17 protein-coding genes are annotated in these 20,356 nt (G+C 51.2%); 9 read left to right on the forward strand and 8 right to left on the reverse strand.

Features of this window, described 5'->3' with window-relative positions; all coding sequences use genetic code 11:
* The first annotated feature begins 11 nt into the window (after positions 1-11).
* The 9 genes from AC3WQT_RS17010 to AC3WQT_RS17050 all read left to right on the forward strand — a co-directional run bounded on the left by AC3WQT_RS17010 (position 12) and on the right by AC3WQT_RS17050 (position 12,567).
* Positions 12-2,393: a beta strand repeat-containing protein gene (locus AC3WQT_RS17010; protein ID WP_492705381.1), complete on the forward strand. Its 2,382-nt coding sequence runs from the start codon at positions 12-14 to the stop codon at positions 2,391-2,393.
* A 160-nt stretch (positions 2,394-2,553) separates the two neighbouring features.
* On the forward strand, positions 2,554-4,191 hold the full coding sequence (gene aroKB / locus AC3WQT_RS17015) for a bifunctional shikimate kinase/3-dehydroquinate synthase AroKB (protein ID WP_492705642.1): 1,638 nt from the start codon (positions 2,554-2,556) through the stop codon (positions 4,189-4,191).
* Between the two features lie 5 nt (positions 4,192-4,196).
* Entirely contained in the window at positions 4,197-5,345 is a 1,149-nt protein-coding gene (locus tag AC3WQT_RS17020) for a deoxyguanosinetriphosphate triphosphohydrolase (RefSeq protein ID WP_492705383.1), read from the forward strand.
* Between the two features lie 142 nt (positions 5,346-5,487).
* A complete protein-coding gene (locus AC3WQT_RS17025; protein WP_492705384.1) occupies positions 5,488-6,189 on the forward strand; it encodes a DUF4197 domain-containing protein in 702 nt (233 codons plus the stop codon).
* 403 nt (positions 6,190-6,592) lie between these two features.
* Positions 6,593-7,750, forward strand: a complete 1,158-nt coding sequence (locus AC3WQT_RS17030) for an ABC transporter substrate-binding protein (RefSeq protein WP_492705386.1) — start codon at positions 6,593-6,595, stop codon at positions 7,748-7,750.
* Positions 7,751-7,899: 149 nt separating this feature from the next.
* Entirely contained in the window at positions 7,900-8,790 is an 891-nt protein-coding gene (locus AC3WQT_RS17035) for a branched-chain amino acid ABC transporter permease (protein ID WP_186953159.1), read from the forward strand.
* A gap of 9 nt (positions 8,791-8,799) precedes the next feature.
* Positions 8,800-10,749, forward strand: coding sequence for a branched-chain amino acid ABC transporter ATP-binding protein/permease (locus tag AC3WQT_RS17040; protein ID WP_492705388.1), 1,950 nt, complete (start codon positions 8,800-8,802; stop codon positions 10,747-10,749).
* A gap of 10 nt (positions 10,750-10,759) precedes the next feature.
* A complete protein-coding gene (locus AC3WQT_RS17045; protein ID WP_492705390.1) occupies positions 10,760-11,488 on the forward strand; it encodes an ABC transporter ATP-binding protein in 729 nt (242 codons plus the stop codon).
* 356 nt (positions 11,489-11,844) lie between these two features.
* Complete coding sequence (locus tag AC3WQT_RS17050; RefSeq protein ID WP_492705391.1) at positions 11,845-12,567, forward strand: alpha/beta hydrolase family protein; 723 nt, start codon at positions 11,845-11,847, stop codon at positions 12,565-12,567.
* Positions 12,568-13,036: 469 nt separating this feature from the next.
* On the opposite strand, the gene AC3WQT_RS17055 is transcribed toward AC3WQT_RS17050, so the two are convergent.
* The 8 genes from AC3WQT_RS17055 to AC3WQT_RS17090 form a co-directional block, all read right to left on the reverse strand.
* Positions 13,037-14,131: an enoyl-CoA hydratase/isomerase family protein gene (locus AC3WQT_RS17055; protein ID WP_492705392.1), complete on the reverse strand. Its 1,095-nt coding sequence runs from the start codon at positions 14,129-14,131 to the stop codon at positions 13,037-13,039.
* Positions 14,132-14,773: 642 nt separating this feature from the next.
* Positions 14,774-15,121, reverse strand: a complete 348-nt coding sequence (gene hpf, locus AC3WQT_RS17060; RefSeq protein ID WP_422948895.1) for a ribosome hibernation-promoting factor, HPF/YfiA family — start codon at positions 15,119-15,121, stop codon at positions 14,774-14,776.
* Positions 15,122-15,228: 107 nt separating this feature from the next.
* A complete protein-coding gene (locus tag AC3WQT_RS17065) occupies positions 15,229-16,719 on the reverse strand; it encodes an RNA polymerase factor sigma-54 (protein WP_492705393.1) in 1,491 nt (496 codons plus the stop codon).
* An 11-nt stretch (positions 16,720-16,730) separates the two neighbouring features.
* A complete protein-coding gene (lptB, locus tag AC3WQT_RS17070) occupies positions 16,731-17,486 on the reverse strand; it encodes an LPS export ABC transporter ATP-binding protein (RefSeq protein ID WP_162039597.1) in 756 nt (251 codons plus the stop codon).
* Between the two features lies 1 nt (position 17,487).
* Positions 17,488-18,072, reverse strand: a complete 585-nt coding sequence (gene lptA / locus AC3WQT_RS17075; protein WP_492705394.1) for a lipopolysaccharide transport periplasmic protein LptA — start codon at positions 18,070-18,072, stop codon at positions 17,488-17,490.
* Positions 18,072-18,716: an LPS export ABC transporter periplasmic protein LptC gene (gene lptC / locus AC3WQT_RS17080; RefSeq protein WP_492705395.1), complete on the reverse strand. Its 645-nt coding sequence runs from the start codon at positions 18,714-18,716 to the stop codon at positions 18,072-18,074. Before lptC ends, lptA begins: the two co-directional genes overlap by 1 nt.
* Complete coding sequence (locus AC3WQT_RS17085) at positions 18,713-19,255, reverse strand: KdsC family phosphatase (RefSeq protein ID WP_492705396.1); 543 nt, start codon at positions 19,253-19,255, stop codon at positions 18,713-18,715. Before AC3WQT_RS17085 ends, lptC begins: the two co-directional genes overlap by 4 nt.
* Positions 19,255-20,295 carry a KpsF/GutQ family sugar-phosphate isomerase gene (locus tag AC3WQT_RS17090; RefSeq protein WP_492705398.1) on the reverse strand — a complete coding sequence of 347 codons (1,041 nt, stop codon included), beginning with the start codon at positions 20,293-20,295 and terminating at the stop codon, positions 19,255-19,257. The genes AC3WQT_RS17085 and AC3WQT_RS17090 overlap by 1 nt, the downstream gene beginning before the upstream one ends.
* Between the last annotated feature and the right edge of the window lie 61 nt (positions 20,296-20,356).

Below are 20,356 nucleotides of genomic sequence, written 5' to 3' on the forward strand. Positions count from 1 at the left end.
ATAGGTGTTTCATGATGAAGTATATACGCGGTTTATTCGCACTGATCTTACTGATAGGCCTGACGGCTTGCGGCGGCGGCGGCGGTTCAGCTGGCAATACCAGTAATGGTGCCAAGTTGTTCACGACAGCTGCAGACAAAATAACCATAGCCCCGGGTGCTACGCAAACCTACACTATCGGTGGAGGTGTTCCTGGTTACTCTGCAAACAGCAGTAATGGTGCTGCGATTGTGACAGTCTCTGACAAGACCTTGACGATCAAGGGCGGCGGCGGCGGTCTGGCAGTCGTAACGGTAAAAGATGCGGCGGGTGCTTCTGTAACTATAGAGGTGACTGTTGGTAGTGGTCTGGCATTGTTCACCAATGCGCCAGACGCAGTGACCGTAGCTGTTGGCGCTCAATCGGCTGAATATACGATAGGTGGTGGTAGCCTTGTATATACCGTTGGCTCCAGCAATAATCAGATTGCGGACGTAGTTTTCTCTGGGAACCGTTTCATTATTGTCGGCGTTAGCGGAGGTAAAGCAACGGTGACAGTACGTGACTCTATTGGCGGGCTGGTTAGCATCGCCGTTACTATCGGTTCTGTTGATGCACTCTTTTCTACTGCCGGTAATGATATCAACGTTGGTGTTGCTTCCGCTGTAACCTATGTGGTTGGCGGTGGTAACGGTCCATATAGCGTGGGTAGCAGCAACGTCGCAGTGGCAACAGCCAGTATCTCAGGCACAAAATTGACTATCACTGGTGTTGGTGTTGGTTCCGCGAACGTTATCCTTCGTGATGCCGCATCTGGTAACGTGTTAATCAAGGTAACCGTGGGTTCGACAGCGGCCTTGTTTACATCCGCGCCTGCTGCATTGACGGTTGGCATAGGGACATCCAGCCCTACCTTCACTATCGGTGGTGGTAGCCAGGTGTACACGGTCACCAGTGGCAATACCCAGATAGCGGGCGTAGGTATTAATGGAAATAAATTCACTATCAATGGTGTTTCTGCTGGTTCAACATCAGTCATCGTTAAAGATAGTCTTGGTGCCATCGTCACAATTGCAGTCACAGTTGGCTCTGGTGCTCCGTTCTACACTACTGCTCCTACCACCACAGATATTGTTCTGACTGTAGGCGGTGGCGGAACTTATGTTTTGGGTGGTGGAAGTGCGCCTTATACTGCAACAAGTAGCAATACATCAGTCGTTACTGCATCTGCTTCTGGAAATAGTCTGACATTGAGTGGAATCGGCTCAGGTCGGGCAACAGTCGTATTGCGTGATGCTGCTGGTGCCATCATCAATGTAACTGTCACTATAGGTTCTGGTACTGTCAATGCCTTGTTCACTACTGCACCAAGTGCTGTGACAATCGCAGTTGGTTCCAGTCCTGCATATCAAATCGGTGGCGGTACCGCTCCTTACTCAGTCAGCAGCAGCAATACTGCAATTGCTACTGCAACCCTGACCGGTAGTAGTTTCACAATTACAGCACTTGCGACTGGCTCTGCCAATATCGTTGTTAAAGATGCTGCGGGTAACAGTGTGACTATCGCTGTCAGTGTGGGTACAGGTGCCACAGTAGCGCTGTATACTTCAGCACCTGCTACGGTGACAATTGCGCCAGCCGCCGCGCCTACATACATTGTCGGCGGTGGTACAGCACCTTATGCCGCTACCAGCAGCGATCAAAGGGTGGCAACAGCATCGGTTACAGGCGGTACATTGACAATTACTGGTGTTGCACCTGGTACAGCAACAGTAAGGCTGGTTGATAGCGTTGGTGCAGCGATTACAATTAATGTCAGCGTCATTTCTGGTACCAACTCAGCAATGTCTGTTGCCCCAACCTCGATAAATGGGTATGTAGGTGACACAGTAACTATCCGGGTTGATGGTGGTAGTGCGCCATATACGGCAGTTTCAAGCGTTCCTGGAAATGCAACAATTACCAGTGGTGCGACACTTAGCGCGGCAGGTACAATCACGGTTTTCCTGGCAAGGGCAGGTACCGCTGCAGTGGTTGTAACTGATGCTCAAGGTAAGGTATTGAGTGTTGATATTACTGTTGTTGCACAAGTATCCAATATGTTCCTGAGCCCGATTGTCTGGAATATCAATGAGACGAATAATGCCATTATCCCCTTGTCCATCTCTGGCGGTAATGGACCATTCCAGGTATTTACCAATAACACGGTGTTGTCCAGTGTTGCTGGTACCAATCCTGATCCAGTGAATCCTTTGACTTTCACTGGTCGTACCGTGAACGTAAGTCTGGGTACTCAAGGTACACGTTGCGTGGCAGCTGATACAGCAGTGACTGTTACAGTCAAGGATAGCCTGAATGTAACAACAACGAGCGTCATGACTATCAAGGACTTGAATGGTGGCGCTGGCTGTTAATACGGTTAGACAGGTTTGCCTGAAGCGGAAAATTTCTACAAAATAGCTGTTTATTTGCTTCGAACTGGTAATATTCCCCTGGGCATGAATGCCCAGGGAAAGTCAGCAAAAGTCTTAAGCCAGGTAAACAGTTTTGAAGAACATTTTTCTCGTAGGCCTGATGGGCTCCGGCAAAACCACGGTTGGCCGGGCCCTGGCAAAAAAACTCAATAAGCGTTTTATTGATTCTGATCACGAAATTGAGGCACGCACAGGTGTCTCGATTCCCGTGATTTTTGAGATTGAAGGCGAAGCAAGTTTTCGACAGCGTGAAGCGGACGTGATCCGTGACCTGACTGGGCAAGAAAACATAGTCTTAGCTACAGGTGGTGGTGCCGTGTTGAATGCAGAGAGCCGTAAATATCTGCATGAACGCGGCATTGTCATTTATTTGCGTGCAGGTATACACAGCATTTTGCAGCGTACTCGCCACGACAAGAACCGTCCTCTTTTGCGCACTGCAGACCCGCGCAAAAAACTCGAAGAGCTGGAATCCCAGCGTGCCCCCCTCTACCAGGAAGTTGCCCATATCAGCATTGAGACCGGCAGGCCCAATGTACAATTTTTGGTGCAAACCGTATTGGACAAATTAGCGCAGGAAAAGTTATTCGACATTCCTGACGCCCTACTCAGCAACAGTAAAACAACTATGTCAGCAGAAAGCACCGCCAGCACCACCACGCTCCTGAATGTAGACCTGGGTGAACGCAGCTATCCCATCGCGATAGGCACTTCCCTGCTGTCCGACAGCCAGTTCCTGCAGTCGAAAATCAAAGGAAAAAAAACCGTCATCGTCACCAATACAGTCGTTGCCCCTCTTTATCTTGCCAAGCTGGAAGCAGCCCTGCACGCCGCTGGCAAAGAAGTATTGTCCGTGATATTGCCTGATGGCGAAGAGCAAAAAAACTGGGCCAGCCTGATGCTGATCTTTGATGCCCTGCTGGAACATAAGTGCGATAGAAAAACTACCTTGCTGGCTCTGGGTGGTGGTGTCATTGGTGACATGACAGGCTTTGCCGCCTCAGCCTATATGCGTGGCGTGCCTTTCGTGCAGATTCCCACCACCTTATTATCCCAGGTTGATTCATCCGTTGGCGGCAAGACCGGTATCAATCACCCATTGGGCAAGAACATGATAGGCGCGTTTTACCAGCCTGAAGCGGTGATAGCCGATATCGGCAGCCTGCAAAGCCTGCCCGACAATGAACTCTCCGCCGGTCTGGCCGAGGTTATCAAGCATGGTGCGATCATTGATCCCGTGTTTTTTGACTGGATAGAAACCAATATGGTTGCCCTGCGCGCCAAAGACCCCAAGGCGTTGACGCATGCGATTTTGCGTTCTTGTGAAATCAAGGCCGATGTCGTCCGCCAGGATGAGCGCGAAGGTGGCTTGCGTGCCATCCTTAATTTCGGCCACACCTTTGGTCACGCCATCGAGTCTGGTCTGGGTTATGGCAAATGGCTGCATGGTGAAGCCGTCGGTTGTGGCATGGTCATGGCCGCTGACTTGTCATGTCGCCTGGGTTATATCGATTACGTCACCAAGACCCGTATCAAACAAGTGGTGGAAGCTGCAGGCCTGCCAGGCGTAGCACCGGATCTCGGCGAAGAGCGTTGGCTGGAATTGATGGAAGTCGACAAGAAAAATGAAGGTGGGAAAATCAAATTCATCTTGTTAAAACCTTTGGGACAGGCGCACATCACCACAGTACCCAAAGAGATTTTGCTGGAAACCTTGCGTAGCTGTATCACCAATTAAAAATCATGTTTACCGACGCCCACCTCGCTCCCTATGCAGCACAATCTGCCAGCTCGCGAGGGCGGCGTTACACCGAAGAATCATCTTCCTCGCGCAGCGAGTACCAGCGCGACCGTGACCGCATCATCCACAGCACAGCCTTCCGCCGGCTTGAATACAAGACCCAGGTCTTTGTCAATCATGAAGGCGACCTGTTCCGTAATCGCCTCACGCACAGCCTTGAAGTAGCGCAGATAGGCCGCTCGATTGCCCGCAACCTGCGCCTGAATGAAGATCTGGTTGAAGCAATATCGCTGGCGCATGATCTCGGCCATACCCCCTTTGGTCACGCTGGTCAGGATGCCTTGAATGCCTGCATGAAGCCCTTTGGCGGCTTTGAACATAATCTGCAGAGTCTGCGTGTAGTGGATGAGCTCGAAGAGCGCTATGGCGCTTTTGATGGCCTTAACCTCACGTATGAAACCCGCGAAGGCATACTCAAACATTGCTCCATCACGAATGCCAGGTCGCTGGGAGATGTGGGGCAGCGTTTCATTGATAAAAAGCGCCCTGCGCTGGAAGCACAAGTCACCAATCTGGCGGACTCCATTGCTTACAATAATCATGATATCGATGATGGCTTGCGCTCCGGCCTGTTACTTGAATCACAAATGCTGGAAGTGGATATCTACGCACGCCATCGCGCCATCGTCGATGCCACCTATCCCGGCATCAGCGGCCGCCGTGGCATCGCCGAGACCATACGCCGCATGATCAATACCCTCATCGTCGATTTGATTGAGACTTCGGCGCAGAAAATCCAGGATTGCCAGCCACGCTCAGTAGATGACGTCCGCAATATGGAAAGAATGATCGCTTTTTCCGATGGCATGTACCAGGAGGCGCAGACACTGAAGCAGTTTCTGTTTGAAAACCTGTATCGTCATTATCAGGTCAACCGCATGACCTTCAAGGCCAGACGCACGATCACAGAATTATTTGATGCCCTGCATGCCCAGCCAAATTTGCTGCCGCCAGATTATCAGGTAAGTCAGGCAGGCAGCGAAGAGCAGCAGCATTTGCAAGTCAGGAAAATAGCCGACTACATCGCCGGTATGACAGACCGCTACGCCATGCGTGAACACAGACGCTTATATATGGTGGATGAAATCTAGCTCCGGCAGAACTGCCGCTTGCATGATACTAATGCGCTCTGGACTTTTCGGGCAAATCGTGGATTTACATAATTTGTACTTTCAAACATCTGATATGGACTGCGCTTTGTATAGAATACCAACTCTTTATCAGGAGGAAATCATGCCATCCATCTCAACTTTATTTGCCCGTCTGCTGGTTGCCAGCAGCCTGGTTCTCGCCACTGCAGCGGCGCATGCTATCTCCTTTGCTGATCTTAGTAATCAGGATGCCAGTACGGGATTGAAAGCGGCGCTTGACAAGGGCTCGTCCGCTGCTGTCAGCAAGCTGGGAGTCGATGGCGGTTTCCTGAATAATGACAAGGTCAAGATCCAGTTACCTTCGATACTCGAAAAAGCACGTCCGATTTTGCAGATGACAGGCAAGGGCCAGCAACTTGATGAATTGGTGGTCTCCATGAACCGCGCTGCAGAAGCTGCGGTGCCCATGGCCAAACCCTTGCTGGTCAATGCCGTCAAGTCCATGTCTTTGACCGATGCCAAAAATATCTTGACCGGCGGCGAAACCTCAGTCACTGATTTTTTCAGGGAAAAAACCTCCACACCTTTAAGCGCTAAATTCTTGCCTATGGTCAAAGGTGTCACCGACAAGGCGGGTTTGTCAGCCAAATACAATAGCATCATGGGGCAGGCGCAAAAGTTTGGAGCCGTGTCACAGCAAGAGGCAACTGTTGAAGGCTATGTCACCCAGAAAGCCATGGATGCCCTGTTCCTGATGATCGCCGAAGAAGAAAAAGCAATCCGCCAGGACCCTCTGGGTGCCGGCAGCAAAGCCATCAGTAAAGTATTCAGCCTGTTGAAATAAGCAGGCATAAACCGGCCAGGCAGTGTGTCTGCCTGGCCGGAGATATAGAATCACATGAGATTCACATGAAAAGTCTGCAGCTTTTTTGCAGCAGTTTTGTTGTCAATTTCCCTGTCTCCTGCTGTTCACATGAAAATCTTTCATCGCAGGCTTGAAAGAGTTTCTTCCGCGATATTTCCGTGTCGCGTTTTTGCCTCTCCAAAATTTGCCTGCATGCTGAAAACCATTGCTGCATAAGGCTTTGCGGCCTCCTGCTCATAGCGCCAAGCTGCCCCCTCAAGCGTTTGCGTAGTTTTACTTAAGTAGAATGGAGTCTGAGATTTTTCCGGTTTCCTGCTAACTTATGTCGGTAATTCATGAATTTATTTTTTGAAGTACTCACATAAAAAATCAGGAGACAAAGATGTCATACAAAGTCAAAGCCCTAGTTGCATCCATCATTTTTGGCCTGGCCGCTGCAAGCAATGCAGCAGAGCCTATCAAGATCGGTGTTGCCGGTCCTTTCACTGGCGGTTCCGCCCCCATGGGTGTATCCATGCGTGATGGCGTCAAACTTGCCGTCAGTGAAATCAATGCCAAAGGCGGCGTGCTGGGCAGACAATTGCAATTGATCGAGCGTGATGATGAAGCAAAAAATGAGCGCGGTGTACAGGTAGCACAAGAACTTATCAACAAAGAAAAAGTGGTCGCCACGGTTGGTTATATCAATACCGGTGTAGCGCTGGCATCCCAGCGTTTCTATCAGGAAGCCAAAATCCCTGTCCTCAATAATGTTGCCACAGGCAGCGTGGTGACCAAGCAATTTGTCGCACCTGAACACAAGGATAATTACATCTTCCGTACGGCAGCCAATGACACCATACAGTCCGCCATGATTGTTGATGAAGCCGTCGTCAAAAACAAATTTACCAAGGTCGCCATCCTGGCTGACTCTACCAATTATGGCCAGTTGGGCCGTGAAGATCTGGAAAAAACCCTGAGCGCCAAAGGCATCAAACCAGTTGCCGTAGAAAAATTCAATATCAAGGATGTCGACATGACAGCCCAGTTGTTGAAAGCCAAGCAGGGTGGTGCGCAAGCCGTGCTGACCTATGGCATAGGCCCTGAACTGGCACAGATCGCCAATGGCATGGAAAAACTGGGCTGGAAAGTACCTATCATCGGCAGCTGGACTTTGTCCATGGGTAACTTCCTCGACAACGCAGGCAAAAATGGTGATGGTGCGACCATGCCGCAAACCTTCATCCAGGACCCGAATACACCTAAACGCAAGGCCTTCATCGAAGCCTATCAAAAGGCTTATAAGCTCGAACGTATGCCTTCAGCAGTCTCTGCTGCACAGGGCTATGACTCCATCTATTTGCTGGCTGCTGCCATCAAGCAGGCAGGCAGTACAGATGGTGTCAAAGTACGTGAAGCACTGGAAAACCTGAATGAAAAAGTGGAAGGCGTGATCACCACCTACAACAAGCCTTTCACGCATGACGATCATGAAGCCATCAAGCCTGGCATGCCTGTCATGGGCCTGGCCAAAGCTGGTCAGATCGTCCAGGCTAAATAAGGCCGGGCAACCACACAAGTCCTTAGCTTAAACCAGCCCTTGGCTCAGCCGCCCGCGTGGCGCTGAGCTTGTTATTCAGACAGACAGCCGTAAGGTTCTCCAACAGTTTTGGAGAGCCTTGGCAGGCTGCATTCCACGGGTGAAACAAAATGGAAATATTACTTCAGCTCGTCTTCAGCGGCATCGCCCTGGGGATGATTTATGCTGTCATCGCGTTCGGCTATCAACTCACATTTGCCACTTCTGGCACCCTCAACTTTGGTCAGGGTGAAGCCCTGATGCTGGGTGCCCTGGTCGGCCTTAGTGTGGTCGGCAATGTGCACGGCGGCCCTTATATGAATTATTGGGTGATGATACCTATCGTCCTGCTCTTCGGTGGTTTGCAAGGCATGGTGGTGGAGTGGATAGGTGTACGTCCAGCCATCAAGATCAAATCAGAATTTGGCTGGATCATGTCCACCATCGCACTCGCCATCATCTTCAAAAACGTCGCAGAAAATATCTGGGGCAAGGATGACCTGACCTTCCCATCTCCATTGTCTGCCGCACCATTCCAGGTGCTTGGCGCAAATGTACAAGCCATGCAAGTCGTGGTGGTTCTTGGCGCACTGGCGATGATGCTGGCAGTTGAATTTTTTAACCGCAAATCGATTTACGGCAAGGCAGTGGTGGCAACCTCAAATGACAGGGATGCTGCTGGCCTCATGGGTATCAATACCAGCATGGTGATTACCTTCTCTTATGCCTTGTCATCTGCTACTGCTGCCTTCGCAGGCGTGCTGGTGGCACCATTGACACTGACAGGCGCCACCATGGGTTCGGCACTGGGCCTGAAAGCCTTTGCCGTTGCCATTATCGGTGGCCTGACTTCTGGCGTAGGTGCCATCGTTGGTGGCCTGATCCTGGGGATTGCTGAAACATTGACCGGTTTCTACATTTCCACTGGCTACAAGGAAGTACCGGGCCTGGTCTTGTTGCTGCTGGTGCTGGCCGTCAAACCTGCCGGTTTGTTTGGCAAAGCCGCCATCAAGAAAGTGTGAGGCAGGAACATGAATAAGCAGACTTTAGTTTTTTCCATCCTGGGTATAGCCGCACTGGCGTTAATGCCCCTGGTCGTACACAATCCTTATTACCTGCATCTGGCAGAAACCATACTGATTTACGCTATCCTCCTGTTTGGTCTGGACATCGTGGTTGGTTACACCGGCCAGGTCTCACTCGGTCATGCCGGTTTGTTTGGTATAGGCTCGTATACAACGGGCGTGCTGGTGTTCAAGCTCGGCATGTCGGTGTTTGTCGCCATCCCCTGCAGTATCGCCGTCACTGCCGTATTTGGTGCCTTGCTGGCCCTGCCCGCACTGCGCGTGACCGGCCCCTACCTGGCCATGGTAACTCTGGCCTTTGGTACCATCATCCAGATCCTCATCAATGAAATGAGTTTCCTGACTGAAGGGCCGATGGGTATCAAGCTTACCAAGCCTGTGATCTTTGGACAAAAACTGGGCGAGGTAGGTTTTTTCTATGTTGTTGCCATCATGCTGGTGCTGTCATTGATTGTGGTTCACCGCATCTTGCGTTCTCACTATGGCAGGGCTTTCCAAGCCTTGCGTGACAGCCCGATTGCTTCTGACTGCATGGGTGTGTCAGTCTACAAGTACAAGGTTATTGCCTTCGTCATCAGTGCTGCGCTGGCTGGCCTGGCAGGCAGCCTGTATGCGTATTCGGAAGAATATATCTCGCCGAATACCTACAACTTTGAACTAACCATCATGTTCCTGCTGGCAGTCATCATGGGCGGGCGCAAGACCCGCACAGGTTCACTGCTGGGTGCCCTGATCGTCGTCATGCTGCCGTCACTGCTTGCCGATATAGAACTGTTCCGCAAGATCGCTACCGTGGCTGCCGTGATAGCCGTAGTTGCCGGTGGCGTAGCCATTGCCAAACAACGCAAGACAGCCAGGGAACTTATCGTGCCAGTTGGCGCGACTGTCGCCATGGCCTTGTTCTCGTACAAGCTGGAAAACATTACCGACTGGCGTCTGACCATCTTTGGTTTGATGACCTTGTTTGTCGTGTACTACCTGCAAGATGGTATCGTCGGCTTCGTCAACAGCTTGCTGGGTAAGGGTCAGCAGCATCTCATCATCAATGCAGAAAGCGCCGAGACCAATGCTGGCAATGCCATCGTCAATGCCAGTGATGCCCGCATGGGTGTCCTGCTGACAGGCAGAAAAATTCTCATGCAATTCGGTGGCTTGAAAGCACTGAACCAGGTTGATCTGCAAATTAACAAAGGTACGGTGCATGGTTTGATCGGTCCTAACGGTTCCGGTAAAAGTACCATGATGAATGTGCTGACCGGTATTTATCAGCCTACTGACGGTGTAGTGGAATTTGCCGGTAAAGTCATCTCCGGCAGCACGCCTTCGGCAATTGCCCTGGGTGGTGTGGCGCGCACTTTCCAGAACGTGCAGTTGTTTGGCGAGATGACGGCGACAGAAAATATCCTGGTTGGCTTGCACAGTACCTTCCGCAGTAATGTGGGTGACGCCATGCTGCATACACCACGCTATCTGCGCGAAGAACGGCTGGCGAGAGAACGTGCTGCCAGCATCCTGCAATTTGTTGGCCTGGCTGACCTGGCCAATGAGGAAGCGCGCAATCTGCCCTACGGCAAACAACGCCTGCTGGAGATAGGCCGCGCACTGGGTCTCAATCCGCAATTGTTGCTGCTGGATGAGCCTGCTGCTGGTTTGACTGCACCTGACATCAAAGACCTGATCGCCATCATCCGCAAGATACGCGAACACGGTATCACCATCATCCTCATCGAGCACCATATGGATGTGGTCATGTCGATTTGCGATACTGTGACTGTACTGGATTTCGGTCAGAAAATTGCAGAAGGTAAACCGGCAGCCGTACAGGCCGACCCCAAAGTGATTGAAGCCTATCTGGGTGGCAGCGTAGCTGATGCCACTGAAGTCGCAGCTGCATAAGGAGAGAGCAATGTTAACTATTTCAAATCTGCATGCAGCCTATGGCAAGGTCGAAGTCTTGCATGGCATTTCCATGGAAGTGCCCAAGGGTAAAGTTGTCACCCTTATCGGTTCCAACGGTGCTGGCAAGACCACCACCATGCGCGCGATTTCCGGCATGCTCAAGCCGCGCGAAGGCACGGTCACGCTGGCGGGCAAGGATGTCACTGGCCTTGATTCCCACAAGATCGCCAGGGCAGGCCTGGCACATTCGCCAGAAGGCAGGCGTGTGTTTGCCACCATGTCGGTGACAGACAATCTCTTGCTCGGTGCCTTCCCGCGTTTCACCCGTAGCCGGCCACGTGGCGATATAGAAAGTGATCTGCAAAAAGCCATGGAATTGTTCCCGCGCTTGAAAGAACGCAAGAACCAGCTGGCTGGTACTTTGTCTGGCGGTGAGCAACAGATGCTGGCGATGGCAAGGGCTGTCATGCTCAATCCCGATGTGGTTTTGCTGGACGAGCCATCAATGGGCCTGGCACCTATCCTGGTCGATGAAGTTTTCCGCATCATCGTGCGTTTGAAAGAGCAGGGCACGACCATGCTGCTGGTGGAGCAATTTGCGGCAGCGGCACTGGCAGTGGCTGACTATGGTTATGTGCTGGAAAATGGCAGGATATCCGTGCATGGTGCGGCGGCCAGTTTGCAGAATGATCCGGCAGTCAAGGCGGCTTATTTGGGTGGTGGTGCGCAGCACTGATAGTATTGCCTACGCAAGTTTATGCACGTTCAGGGAATGGGGAGCTTGCTCCCCATTTTTATTTTTTTCGCAATGCTGGCAGGGCTGTGATATTTTCTTGATTCATTTTAAGAAAACCAAGCATTCCCATGCACATCAATTCCTTTTCTTCGCACATCCGTCATATCGTTCTGGCTTCCATCACACTCTTTTGTGCTTCCACGATGGCGGCACCTGTTCTGCAAGAACACAGCATAAAAATCGATGGCAAGCAAAGGCGCTATTATCATTTATCTGATCCGGCTGCGACAACACATGGCCATCCTGTATTGCTGGTCAGCGGTTCAGGATGCGATGATTTTGCAGTTCGTTTGCCCATGTTTTTTGAACGCTATCCCGGAACGGTAAATGTCTATTACCTGGAAAAACCTGGCGTTGCCAAAAATGCCGATGGCAGCAAGTGCTCCGCAGAATTCCAGGCGGAAGATAAGCTCGATCAACGATTGTCAGATCATTTGAAGTTCTTGGCGCTGCAGCCTGAGCTTCAAAAAATGCCTGTACGCTCTATTGCAGTCTTGGGCTTTTCTGAAGGCGGAGCTGTCGCTCCTTATATTGCCAGGGACAGTAATAAAATAGGCTGGCTGGCGACCGCAGGAAGTGGTGGTTTGCCGCAGAGTGAAGAATTTTTGATCTTTGCAGACCACGGCGTGGAACCTTATGCCAATCCATTTTCACGCGATTATTTTTTGCATGTGTATGCTGAGATCAGGAAAGATGACAAGAATCTCAGGAAAGAGTTCTTTGGACATCCTTATGCGTATTGGTCTGGACATCTGTTTTCTGATCCTTTGATTGTGTACGCAAGCCTGGATATTCCAATGGTGGCAGCAATGGGTGAGAAGGATGAGAGTGTGCCGATAGAATCAGGACATGCCTTGCGGGATTACTTTTTGAAGCATCCGGAAAAAGATTTTCAGTTCGTGGAATTTCCAGGTGCCAGTCATGGTTTGAAGACTGCGAGGAGGAATGGGGCGCAGGAGTTTATTGCGGGGTTGGCTGGATGGTTTAAGGGGGATAAGAAGGCGTTTGAGTTGAAGTGATTGCAGATATGCATAACAGGCTGCTCAGCCTTGGATTTTATGGCAATCTTATTCACGTCATTCCTGCGTAGGCAGGAATCTAGCGGCGTTCGTGGTATGCCGTGTTGTTTGTTGAATATTGCACTTTGACTAAAGCGATTGCCCTTCGTAGAACCAAGCCGGGTCTCGGCCCGGCAGCCGAAATTCTTTCTTTGCGTCGCCAAAGAAAGAATTCAAAGAAATGCGACCCAGCGTCGTCGCCCCTGCGGGGTGCCCGTTTGTGCAGTACAAAAAATGGGAAATGCCCGAAACTCGCTACACTCAAACACGGGCATTTCTTGATCCATTTTCTGTACTGCACAAACGGCGTCGACACATGGGAACTGCAGAAAGTCAAAAACAACCCCAAAGTCAAAATCAACGTCAATACGACCTTGATCTAATTTTTAGATATACGATTGATCAAACTCTGATCAGTCAGTCTTTCAACTCAAGCTTCCAAATACCGCAAAGGATGCGCATGAGCAGGCCAGGCTTCAGCAAAGAATCCTGTCACTTGTTCCGTCGTCACTTCAGCCAATGTCGCAGGTGACCAGCGTGGTGTATTGTCTTTGTCTACCACCAGGGCTCGCACACCTTCCAGCACTTCGCCATGCTTGAAGCAATGACGTACCATGTTTCTTTCCATGCGCAGGCAGGCCGATACTGTCATGCCTTTACTGCGGCGCAGTTGTTCCAGTGTGACTGACATCAGTAGTGGTGAACGCTTTTGCATGGTGGCCAGGGTCTGCTGGGCGAAGTCGCTGTTGTCTTGTTGTAGTTTTTCACAGATCGCAGTAACGCTATCGCCTGCGAAAATGTCGTTGATGATGGCGTGTTGTGCAGCCAGTTTGCTGGTGTCCGGTTTTGCCTGGTCTGCAAAAGTCGCAGCAAAATCGCGTATTACCAGATGCAAGTCTGTGGCCGTACTTTCACTGAGCAAATTCATCAGTGCAGGTATTTCAGTTGTGGGAATATAGACATCCGCCAGCCCTGCATAAATGGCATCCGCAGCGGTGATGATTTCACCAGTCAATCCCAGGTAAGTACCAATTTCACCATCAGTACGCGACAGGAAATAACCGCCGCCCACATCAGGGAAAAGACCAATATTCACTTCCGGCATCGCCATCTTGGTACGCTCCGTGACGATGCGCAAACGACAGTCTTCACCTGCTTGCGCAATACCCATGCCACCACCCATGACCACGCCATTCATCAGCGCGATATAGGGTTTTGGATAGAAATGAATTAAATGGTTTAAGGCATATTCTTCAGTGAAAAAATCTTCCAGCAAGGCTGAGTCACCTTTGGGTGTGGCTGTACCCACATCATAGAAAAAACGGATATCACCACCAGCACAAAATGCCTTCTCGCTGCTGCTATGGATAAACACCGCACGCACATTCTGATCATCCTGCCAGGCCAGCAAGGTCGTCGTCAGCGCTCTTACCATATCGAGAGACAGCGAGTTCAATGCTTTGGGTCTGTCGAGGGTGATGTAGCCTATATTGTTCTTGACGGAGGTAAGTACAAATTCGCTCATGGTGGTTGACTATGCAGGGTAGGGGATGAAGCTGCTATTTTAACTTTGTCAGGCTTGGTCGTCACGGGGTGTCTATGCTTATGAGGAAATAGCGTAAGGACTGCATGCTCGTTGCTGTTGGGTTTGACTTTGGGTTTGACTTTGGGTTTGATGTTGCTGTTGTTTTTGACGTTAGCAGTTCCCATGTGTCGACGCCGTTTGTGCTGTACAGAAAATGGATTAAGAAGGACCGCTGTTTGAGCGAAGCGAGTTTCGGGCCTTCCCATTTTTTGTACAGCACAAACGGGAACCCCCCCTTCAGGGGGCGACGACGCCTGGGTCGCCTTTCTTTGAATACGTTCTTTGGCGACGCAAAGAAAGTATTTCGGCTGCCGGGCCGAGACCCGGCTTGTATCCACGGAGGGTAAACGTTTTAGTCAAAGTGCCACTTGCAACAAGAGCCACGGCATATAACGAACGCCGCTGGATTCCAGCTAAAAGCACGCTGGAATGACGGTTATTATGTGTACGGATTGTCGCAGAGTAATTCAGCGAATGATGATGTAAATTATCAACATCAAAACCATTCGCCCAACAAAAAGGACGCTTTCTAGCGTCCTTGTTTTGGATGTCCACAACCCTGTTCGGGTAAGGACTGGGGTCTTATGAAGCCGATGCCGGATCAGGTATGTGCTTGATGGCGTCGTGCTGATGGTCTTGCATTTTATCTTTATGCTTGATGACCTGGCGATCCAGTTTGTCTACCAGTGCATCAATGGCCGCATACAGATCATGCGCCAGACTTTCAACGTGGATATCTTTACCGCTGATATGCAAATTAATGTCGGCTTTGTGTCGTTTTTCCTTTTCCCGGAGCTTGTCCACCGTCAGGATGACGGCGATATCAATGACCTGGTCGAAATGCCGCCTGATACGTTCTAGTTTGGTATGTACATATTCACGAATTGCAGGAGTTACTTCGACGTGGTGTCCACTGATGGTGAGATTCATACTGTGCTCCTATAGTGATGTTACTTGCTGTAACGATAAGCTCCTGGCATTTATTTGCCTTGAGCTAAATCATATATAGCAATTCAAACCGTGATTACAAGGACTGCTTACAAAGATTTACGCAAACTCACTGGGGGGATTTTGAGGGCTTCACGGTATTTGGCAACTGTCCGTCGGGCAATTACCATGCCCTGTTCACCCAGCATGTCTGCAATTTTGCTATCAGAGAGTGGGCTTTTCTGGTCTTCTGCTCCTATCAGCTGCTTGATGAGTGCACGTATCGCGGTGGAAGATGCTTCACCCCCTGTTTCCGTCGCGACATGGCTGCCGAAAAAGTACTTCAACTCAAACATGCCATGTGGGGTCAACATGTATTTTTGGGTTGTTACACGTGAGATAGTGCTCTCGTGTAATCCTAGTGTATCAGCAATTTCGCGCAAAACAAGGGGGCGCATGGCAACAGCACCGTGCGTGAAAAAATTGCGTTGCCTTTCGACTATCGCTTGTGCAACGCGCAATATGGTCTCGAAGCGTTGCCGCATATTCTTGATGAGCCAGCGTGCTTCCTGTAGTTGCGCACCCATGCCTGCCTCGCCGCGATTTTGCTTCATGATGTTGGCATACATACTGCTTACCCGCAGCCTGGGCATGACATCCTGATTCAGCATGACTTGCCAGCCGTTACCGGATTTTCTGACGATGACGTCTGGTACAACATAGTCAGATTCATCGGCAGCAAAAGCGATGCCGGGTCTGGGTTTGCACATACGGATGACCGTTTGTGCATCGCGCAAATCTTCGTCATCACAGTCGAGTATTTTCTTGAGTTTTGTGAAATCTCTTTGCGCAAATAAACTCAGTTGCGTTTCAACAATTTGCAACGCCAGCCTGCGCGTGACAAAAGCAATCTTGGGCAAGCGCCTGATTTGCAGTGCCAGGCATTCTGAAGGGCTGCGCGCACCAACACCGGCAGGGTCAAAGCTCTGCAGCATGTTCAGGGCAAAAGCCAGTTCTTCTGGTTCTACGAACAATTCCAGTGGCAAACTGGCATGTATTTCATCCAAGGTTTCAGTCAGGTAACCGTTGCTGTCAAGCGCATCTATCATCAGCTCGACCAGGGCTCGGTCACGCGGCTCGCGCAGGTTCAGGCGCATCTGTTCCAGCAGGTGTTCACGCAGGGTGACATGGGCTGCGCCCAGTTGTGGGCGGCCATCTTCATCATCGCCAGACTTGCTGCCATGCTGCACGTCATCAAAACCCCAGTCTTCTTCACTGGAGGTGGTGCTGTCATTGCTGATGACGGTTTCAGCATCAGCCGCCGCAGGTTCTGCAGACTTGTCGCTGTCGTCTCTTGCTGCGGGTGCTTCCATGCCAGCATCGGCAGAGGTGCTGCTGGTATTGATGGCACCGTCTGCCAGCAGGCGCACGGCGTGATCGAGCGGATCATCGACGCGTTCCAGCATGGGGTTATCGGTCAGCAGCGTCTCCAGCTCCTGATGCAATTCCAAAGTCGATAACTGCAATAATCGTATTGATTGCTGCAATTGCGGCGTCAGGGCCAGATGTTGTGAGGTACGTAGTTGCAGGCTTTGTTTCATGATGATTCCCGTCACATCCGGAAGTGTTCTCCGAGATAAACGCGACGTACAGATTCATTTTGTATGATGTCGTCAGGCTTGCCACTGGCAAGTACCGCACCCTGGTTGATGATATAGGCGTGATCGCAGATGCCCAGGGTCTCGCGCACATTATGGTCGGTGATCAGCACACCGATGCCGCGTTCCTTGAGGAAGCGCACAATGCGTTGAATTTCGATGACGGCAATCGGGTCAACGCCGGCAAAGGGTTCATCCAGCAAGACAAAGCGTGGGTTGGTCGCCAGCGCGCGGGCAATTTCGACACGACGGCGTTCACCACCTGAGAGTGATAGTGCTTGGCTTTCACGTATCTTTTCTATCTGCAAATCTGCCAGCAGGGCATTGAGCCTTTGCTCAATTTTCTTGGCACCGAGATATTTGCCTTCACTGTCTTTTTGCAATTCGAGTACGGCGCGGATATTGTCTTCCACCGTCAGTTTACGGAATACCGAAGCTTCCTGGGGCAGGTAAGACAGACCCAGTACTGCACGCTCATGGATAGGCAGTTGCGAGATATTCACGTCATCAATCGTGATATCCCCGGCGTCGGAAGGCACCAGGCCCACGATCATGTAAAACGAGGTGGTCTTGCCTGCGCCATTCGGCCCCAGCAAACCCACTACCTCGCCACTTTTCAATAGCAGGGAAACATCGCGCACCACCTGGCGCGCGCCATAGCGCTTTTGCAGGCCCTTGACGAGCAAGGTGCTGCTGGACTGTGCTGTCATCTTAATTAGCCTGTTTTTCTGGTTTTGGTTGCAAGATGATTTTCAGGCTGCCAGAGCCATCCACATGCTGGCCACTGGTCGAATTGGTGCCGATGAAAAAGTCATTTTTGCTGTCGTAAGACAGGTATTCGCCTTCCTGTTCCTGGGTGACCCGTTTACCTTCCAGGTAGCGCACCTTGGCCTTGGAAATGAACTTGACGATTTCTGTACTCTGATTGTATTCAGCGCGGTCAGCCTCACCATCCACCCACAGGTCCGGGCCGCCATCACGTTTCTGGCGGAAGGTGACCTTGCGGTTGCTGCCACCGGTGAGGACGACGAACTGGTCACCATTAGGCGCTTCAGTAACCACGGCATTTTCTGCCTTGACGTTGAGTGTGCCACGTACCAAAGAGACACCCTTGGACAATCTGCGCACACTGGTCTTGCCATCACTCTCGCCGTAACCGGCTTCGATGATGGTCTCTTTATTACTGTCGGCTTTTTCTGCATGGGCAGAAACGCAGGCCAGGCTCAGAAAGGCCAGGCCCAATAAGCGGGCGACGCTGAATGGTGTATTGATCATACGCATATTCGCTTTCTTCATTATTTTGTGCTGGCTTTGGGAGCCGGTTCACGCTTCTTGAGTTGAATGTGGACCTTGCTCAGCATCGCCAGGCTTTGAGTAGAATTATTGGCAATCATGCCTGTTGCTGTAGAGCTTAGTTTTCCCGTCGTGACCGAAATGGGTTTATCGGTTTTCACGATATCATCATCCGGCAATAGCAAAAGATAATCTGACTCCACGCGCACGAACTGTGAACTCAGACCCTCAGGTCTTTCCATACTGACATTGTCATGCAGATGGACTTCGTCATGTTCGCGCCTGGGTGTGACCAGTGATGATTTTTGTGACACTACAGCCAGGTCAGCACGCAGATGCAGGGGCGGCCTGTCCTGGTCAAAACTATTGATCTGCGGGTGCTTGATTTCTATATTGTCGGTACGTGGCAAATGCACGAGGCTGTCGCCGGTGATGTGGTAATTGGCCTTGCCATTATTTGACAGACGGATGAAATTGAATTTCTCCACATAGTAATCAGGTGCTGATCTGGCCGAACTGCGGTTTTGCTCATCATCGGCATGACGGCGTATGACTTCCATGACCCAGATGGTGCCCATGGTGATCACGCCCAGCAGGATCACGGCCAGCCAGATGCGGAAGCGGTCTATGGTCATTTGGGGTTTCATGTCAGATATGCTTGTAAAGCCTGTTCATATTTACCCTGGGCGCGCAGGATGAAGTCGCAGACTTCGCGCGCTGCACCCTGGCCGCCATTGGCCTTGGTGATGTATGGCACGCGCTGTTGTACTTCGGCATGGGCATTCGGTACGCTGGCTGCAAAGCCGACCCTGGTCAGTATCGGCAAATCAATCACGTCGTCACCGATAAAGCCGCATTCTTGTGCGGGAATATCCAGCCTCTCCAGCAGTCCCAGGAATGCACTCTTCTTGTCATGGACGCCCTGGCTGACGTGGCTGATGCCAAGATCAGCAGCACGCTTGCTGACGATGGCCGATTGTCTTGCGCTGATGATGGCCGTGATGATGCCTGCCTGTTGCAAGAGTTTGATACCTTGCCCGTCCAGCACATTAAAGCACTTCATCATTTCACCTTCGGGGCCAAAATACAGGCTGCCGTCGGTCAGAATACCGTCCACATCAAAGATCATGAGTCTGATCTTACTGGCCGCTGTTATGGCCTTTTCTGTTGCTATTTCTATGTCCATCAAATCACCTTGGCCCTGGTCAGGTCATGTATATGCAAGGCACCCACCAGCTTGCCGCTGTCGTCAGCGACCAGCAACTGGTTGATGCGGTAAGTTTCCATGACTTCGACAGCTTCTACCGCCAATTGTTCAGGACGTATGCGACGCGGCGCATGATTCATGACATCGGCTATGCGCAACTGGGTAAAGTCACGCGTGCCGTCCATCAGGCGACGCAAGTCGCCATCGGTGAAAATGCCCAGTACATGCTGGTGCTCATCCACCACGGCAGTCATCGCCATGCCTTTTTTGGTAATTTCGAGCAGTGCAGTTTTCAGGCTGGTTTCCGGGCCGACTTGCGGTATGGCTTCTTCAACACGCATGACATCCCTGACATGGGTCAGCAAACGGCGGCCCAGCGAGCCACCGGGGTGGGAGCGGGCAAAGTCTTCTTCACGAAAGCCGCGTGCATCCAGTACCGCCACAGCCAGGGCATCACCCAGCGCTAGCGTCACCGTAGTGCTGGCGGTTGGTGCCAGATTGAGCGGGCAGGCTTCTTTGTCCACGTGCAGGTTCAAATGTATATCTGCCAGCTTACCCAGACTGGATTCCGGGTTGCCCGTCATGGCGATCAGCTTGACACCCAGGCGCTTGATGATGGGCAGGATGGACATCAGTTCAGATGCTTCGCCAGAATAAGAGATGGCGATAAATACATCCTGCGGTGTCACCATGCCCAGGTCGCCATGCGCAGCCTCAGCCGGATGGACAAAAAACGATGGGGTGCCGGTAGACGCAAAGGTCGCCGCAATCTTGCGCGCAATATGACCAGACTTGCCTATGCCAGAAACCACGACCCGACCGTGGCATGCCAACAACATGCTGACAGCCTGGGAAAAGCCGGCAGCATCGCCATTACCCAGGCGTTTTTGCAGGGCAAGCAGGGCGTCAGCCTCGATTTGCAGGGTTTCACAAGCCAGTTTCAGGGCGCGCTGTGCTGCGACAGCTGCGTCTGTCGTGGGTACTTGTTTAAAAGTTAAAGGTGCATTCAGTTCATTCATGCCGGAAGTATAAACGAAATCCTCAAAGCAAAAACTTTGCCAGTTGTAACGTAATGAATAA

The sequence above is a fragment of the Undibacterium sp. FW305-107 genome, from assembly GCF_058788535.1.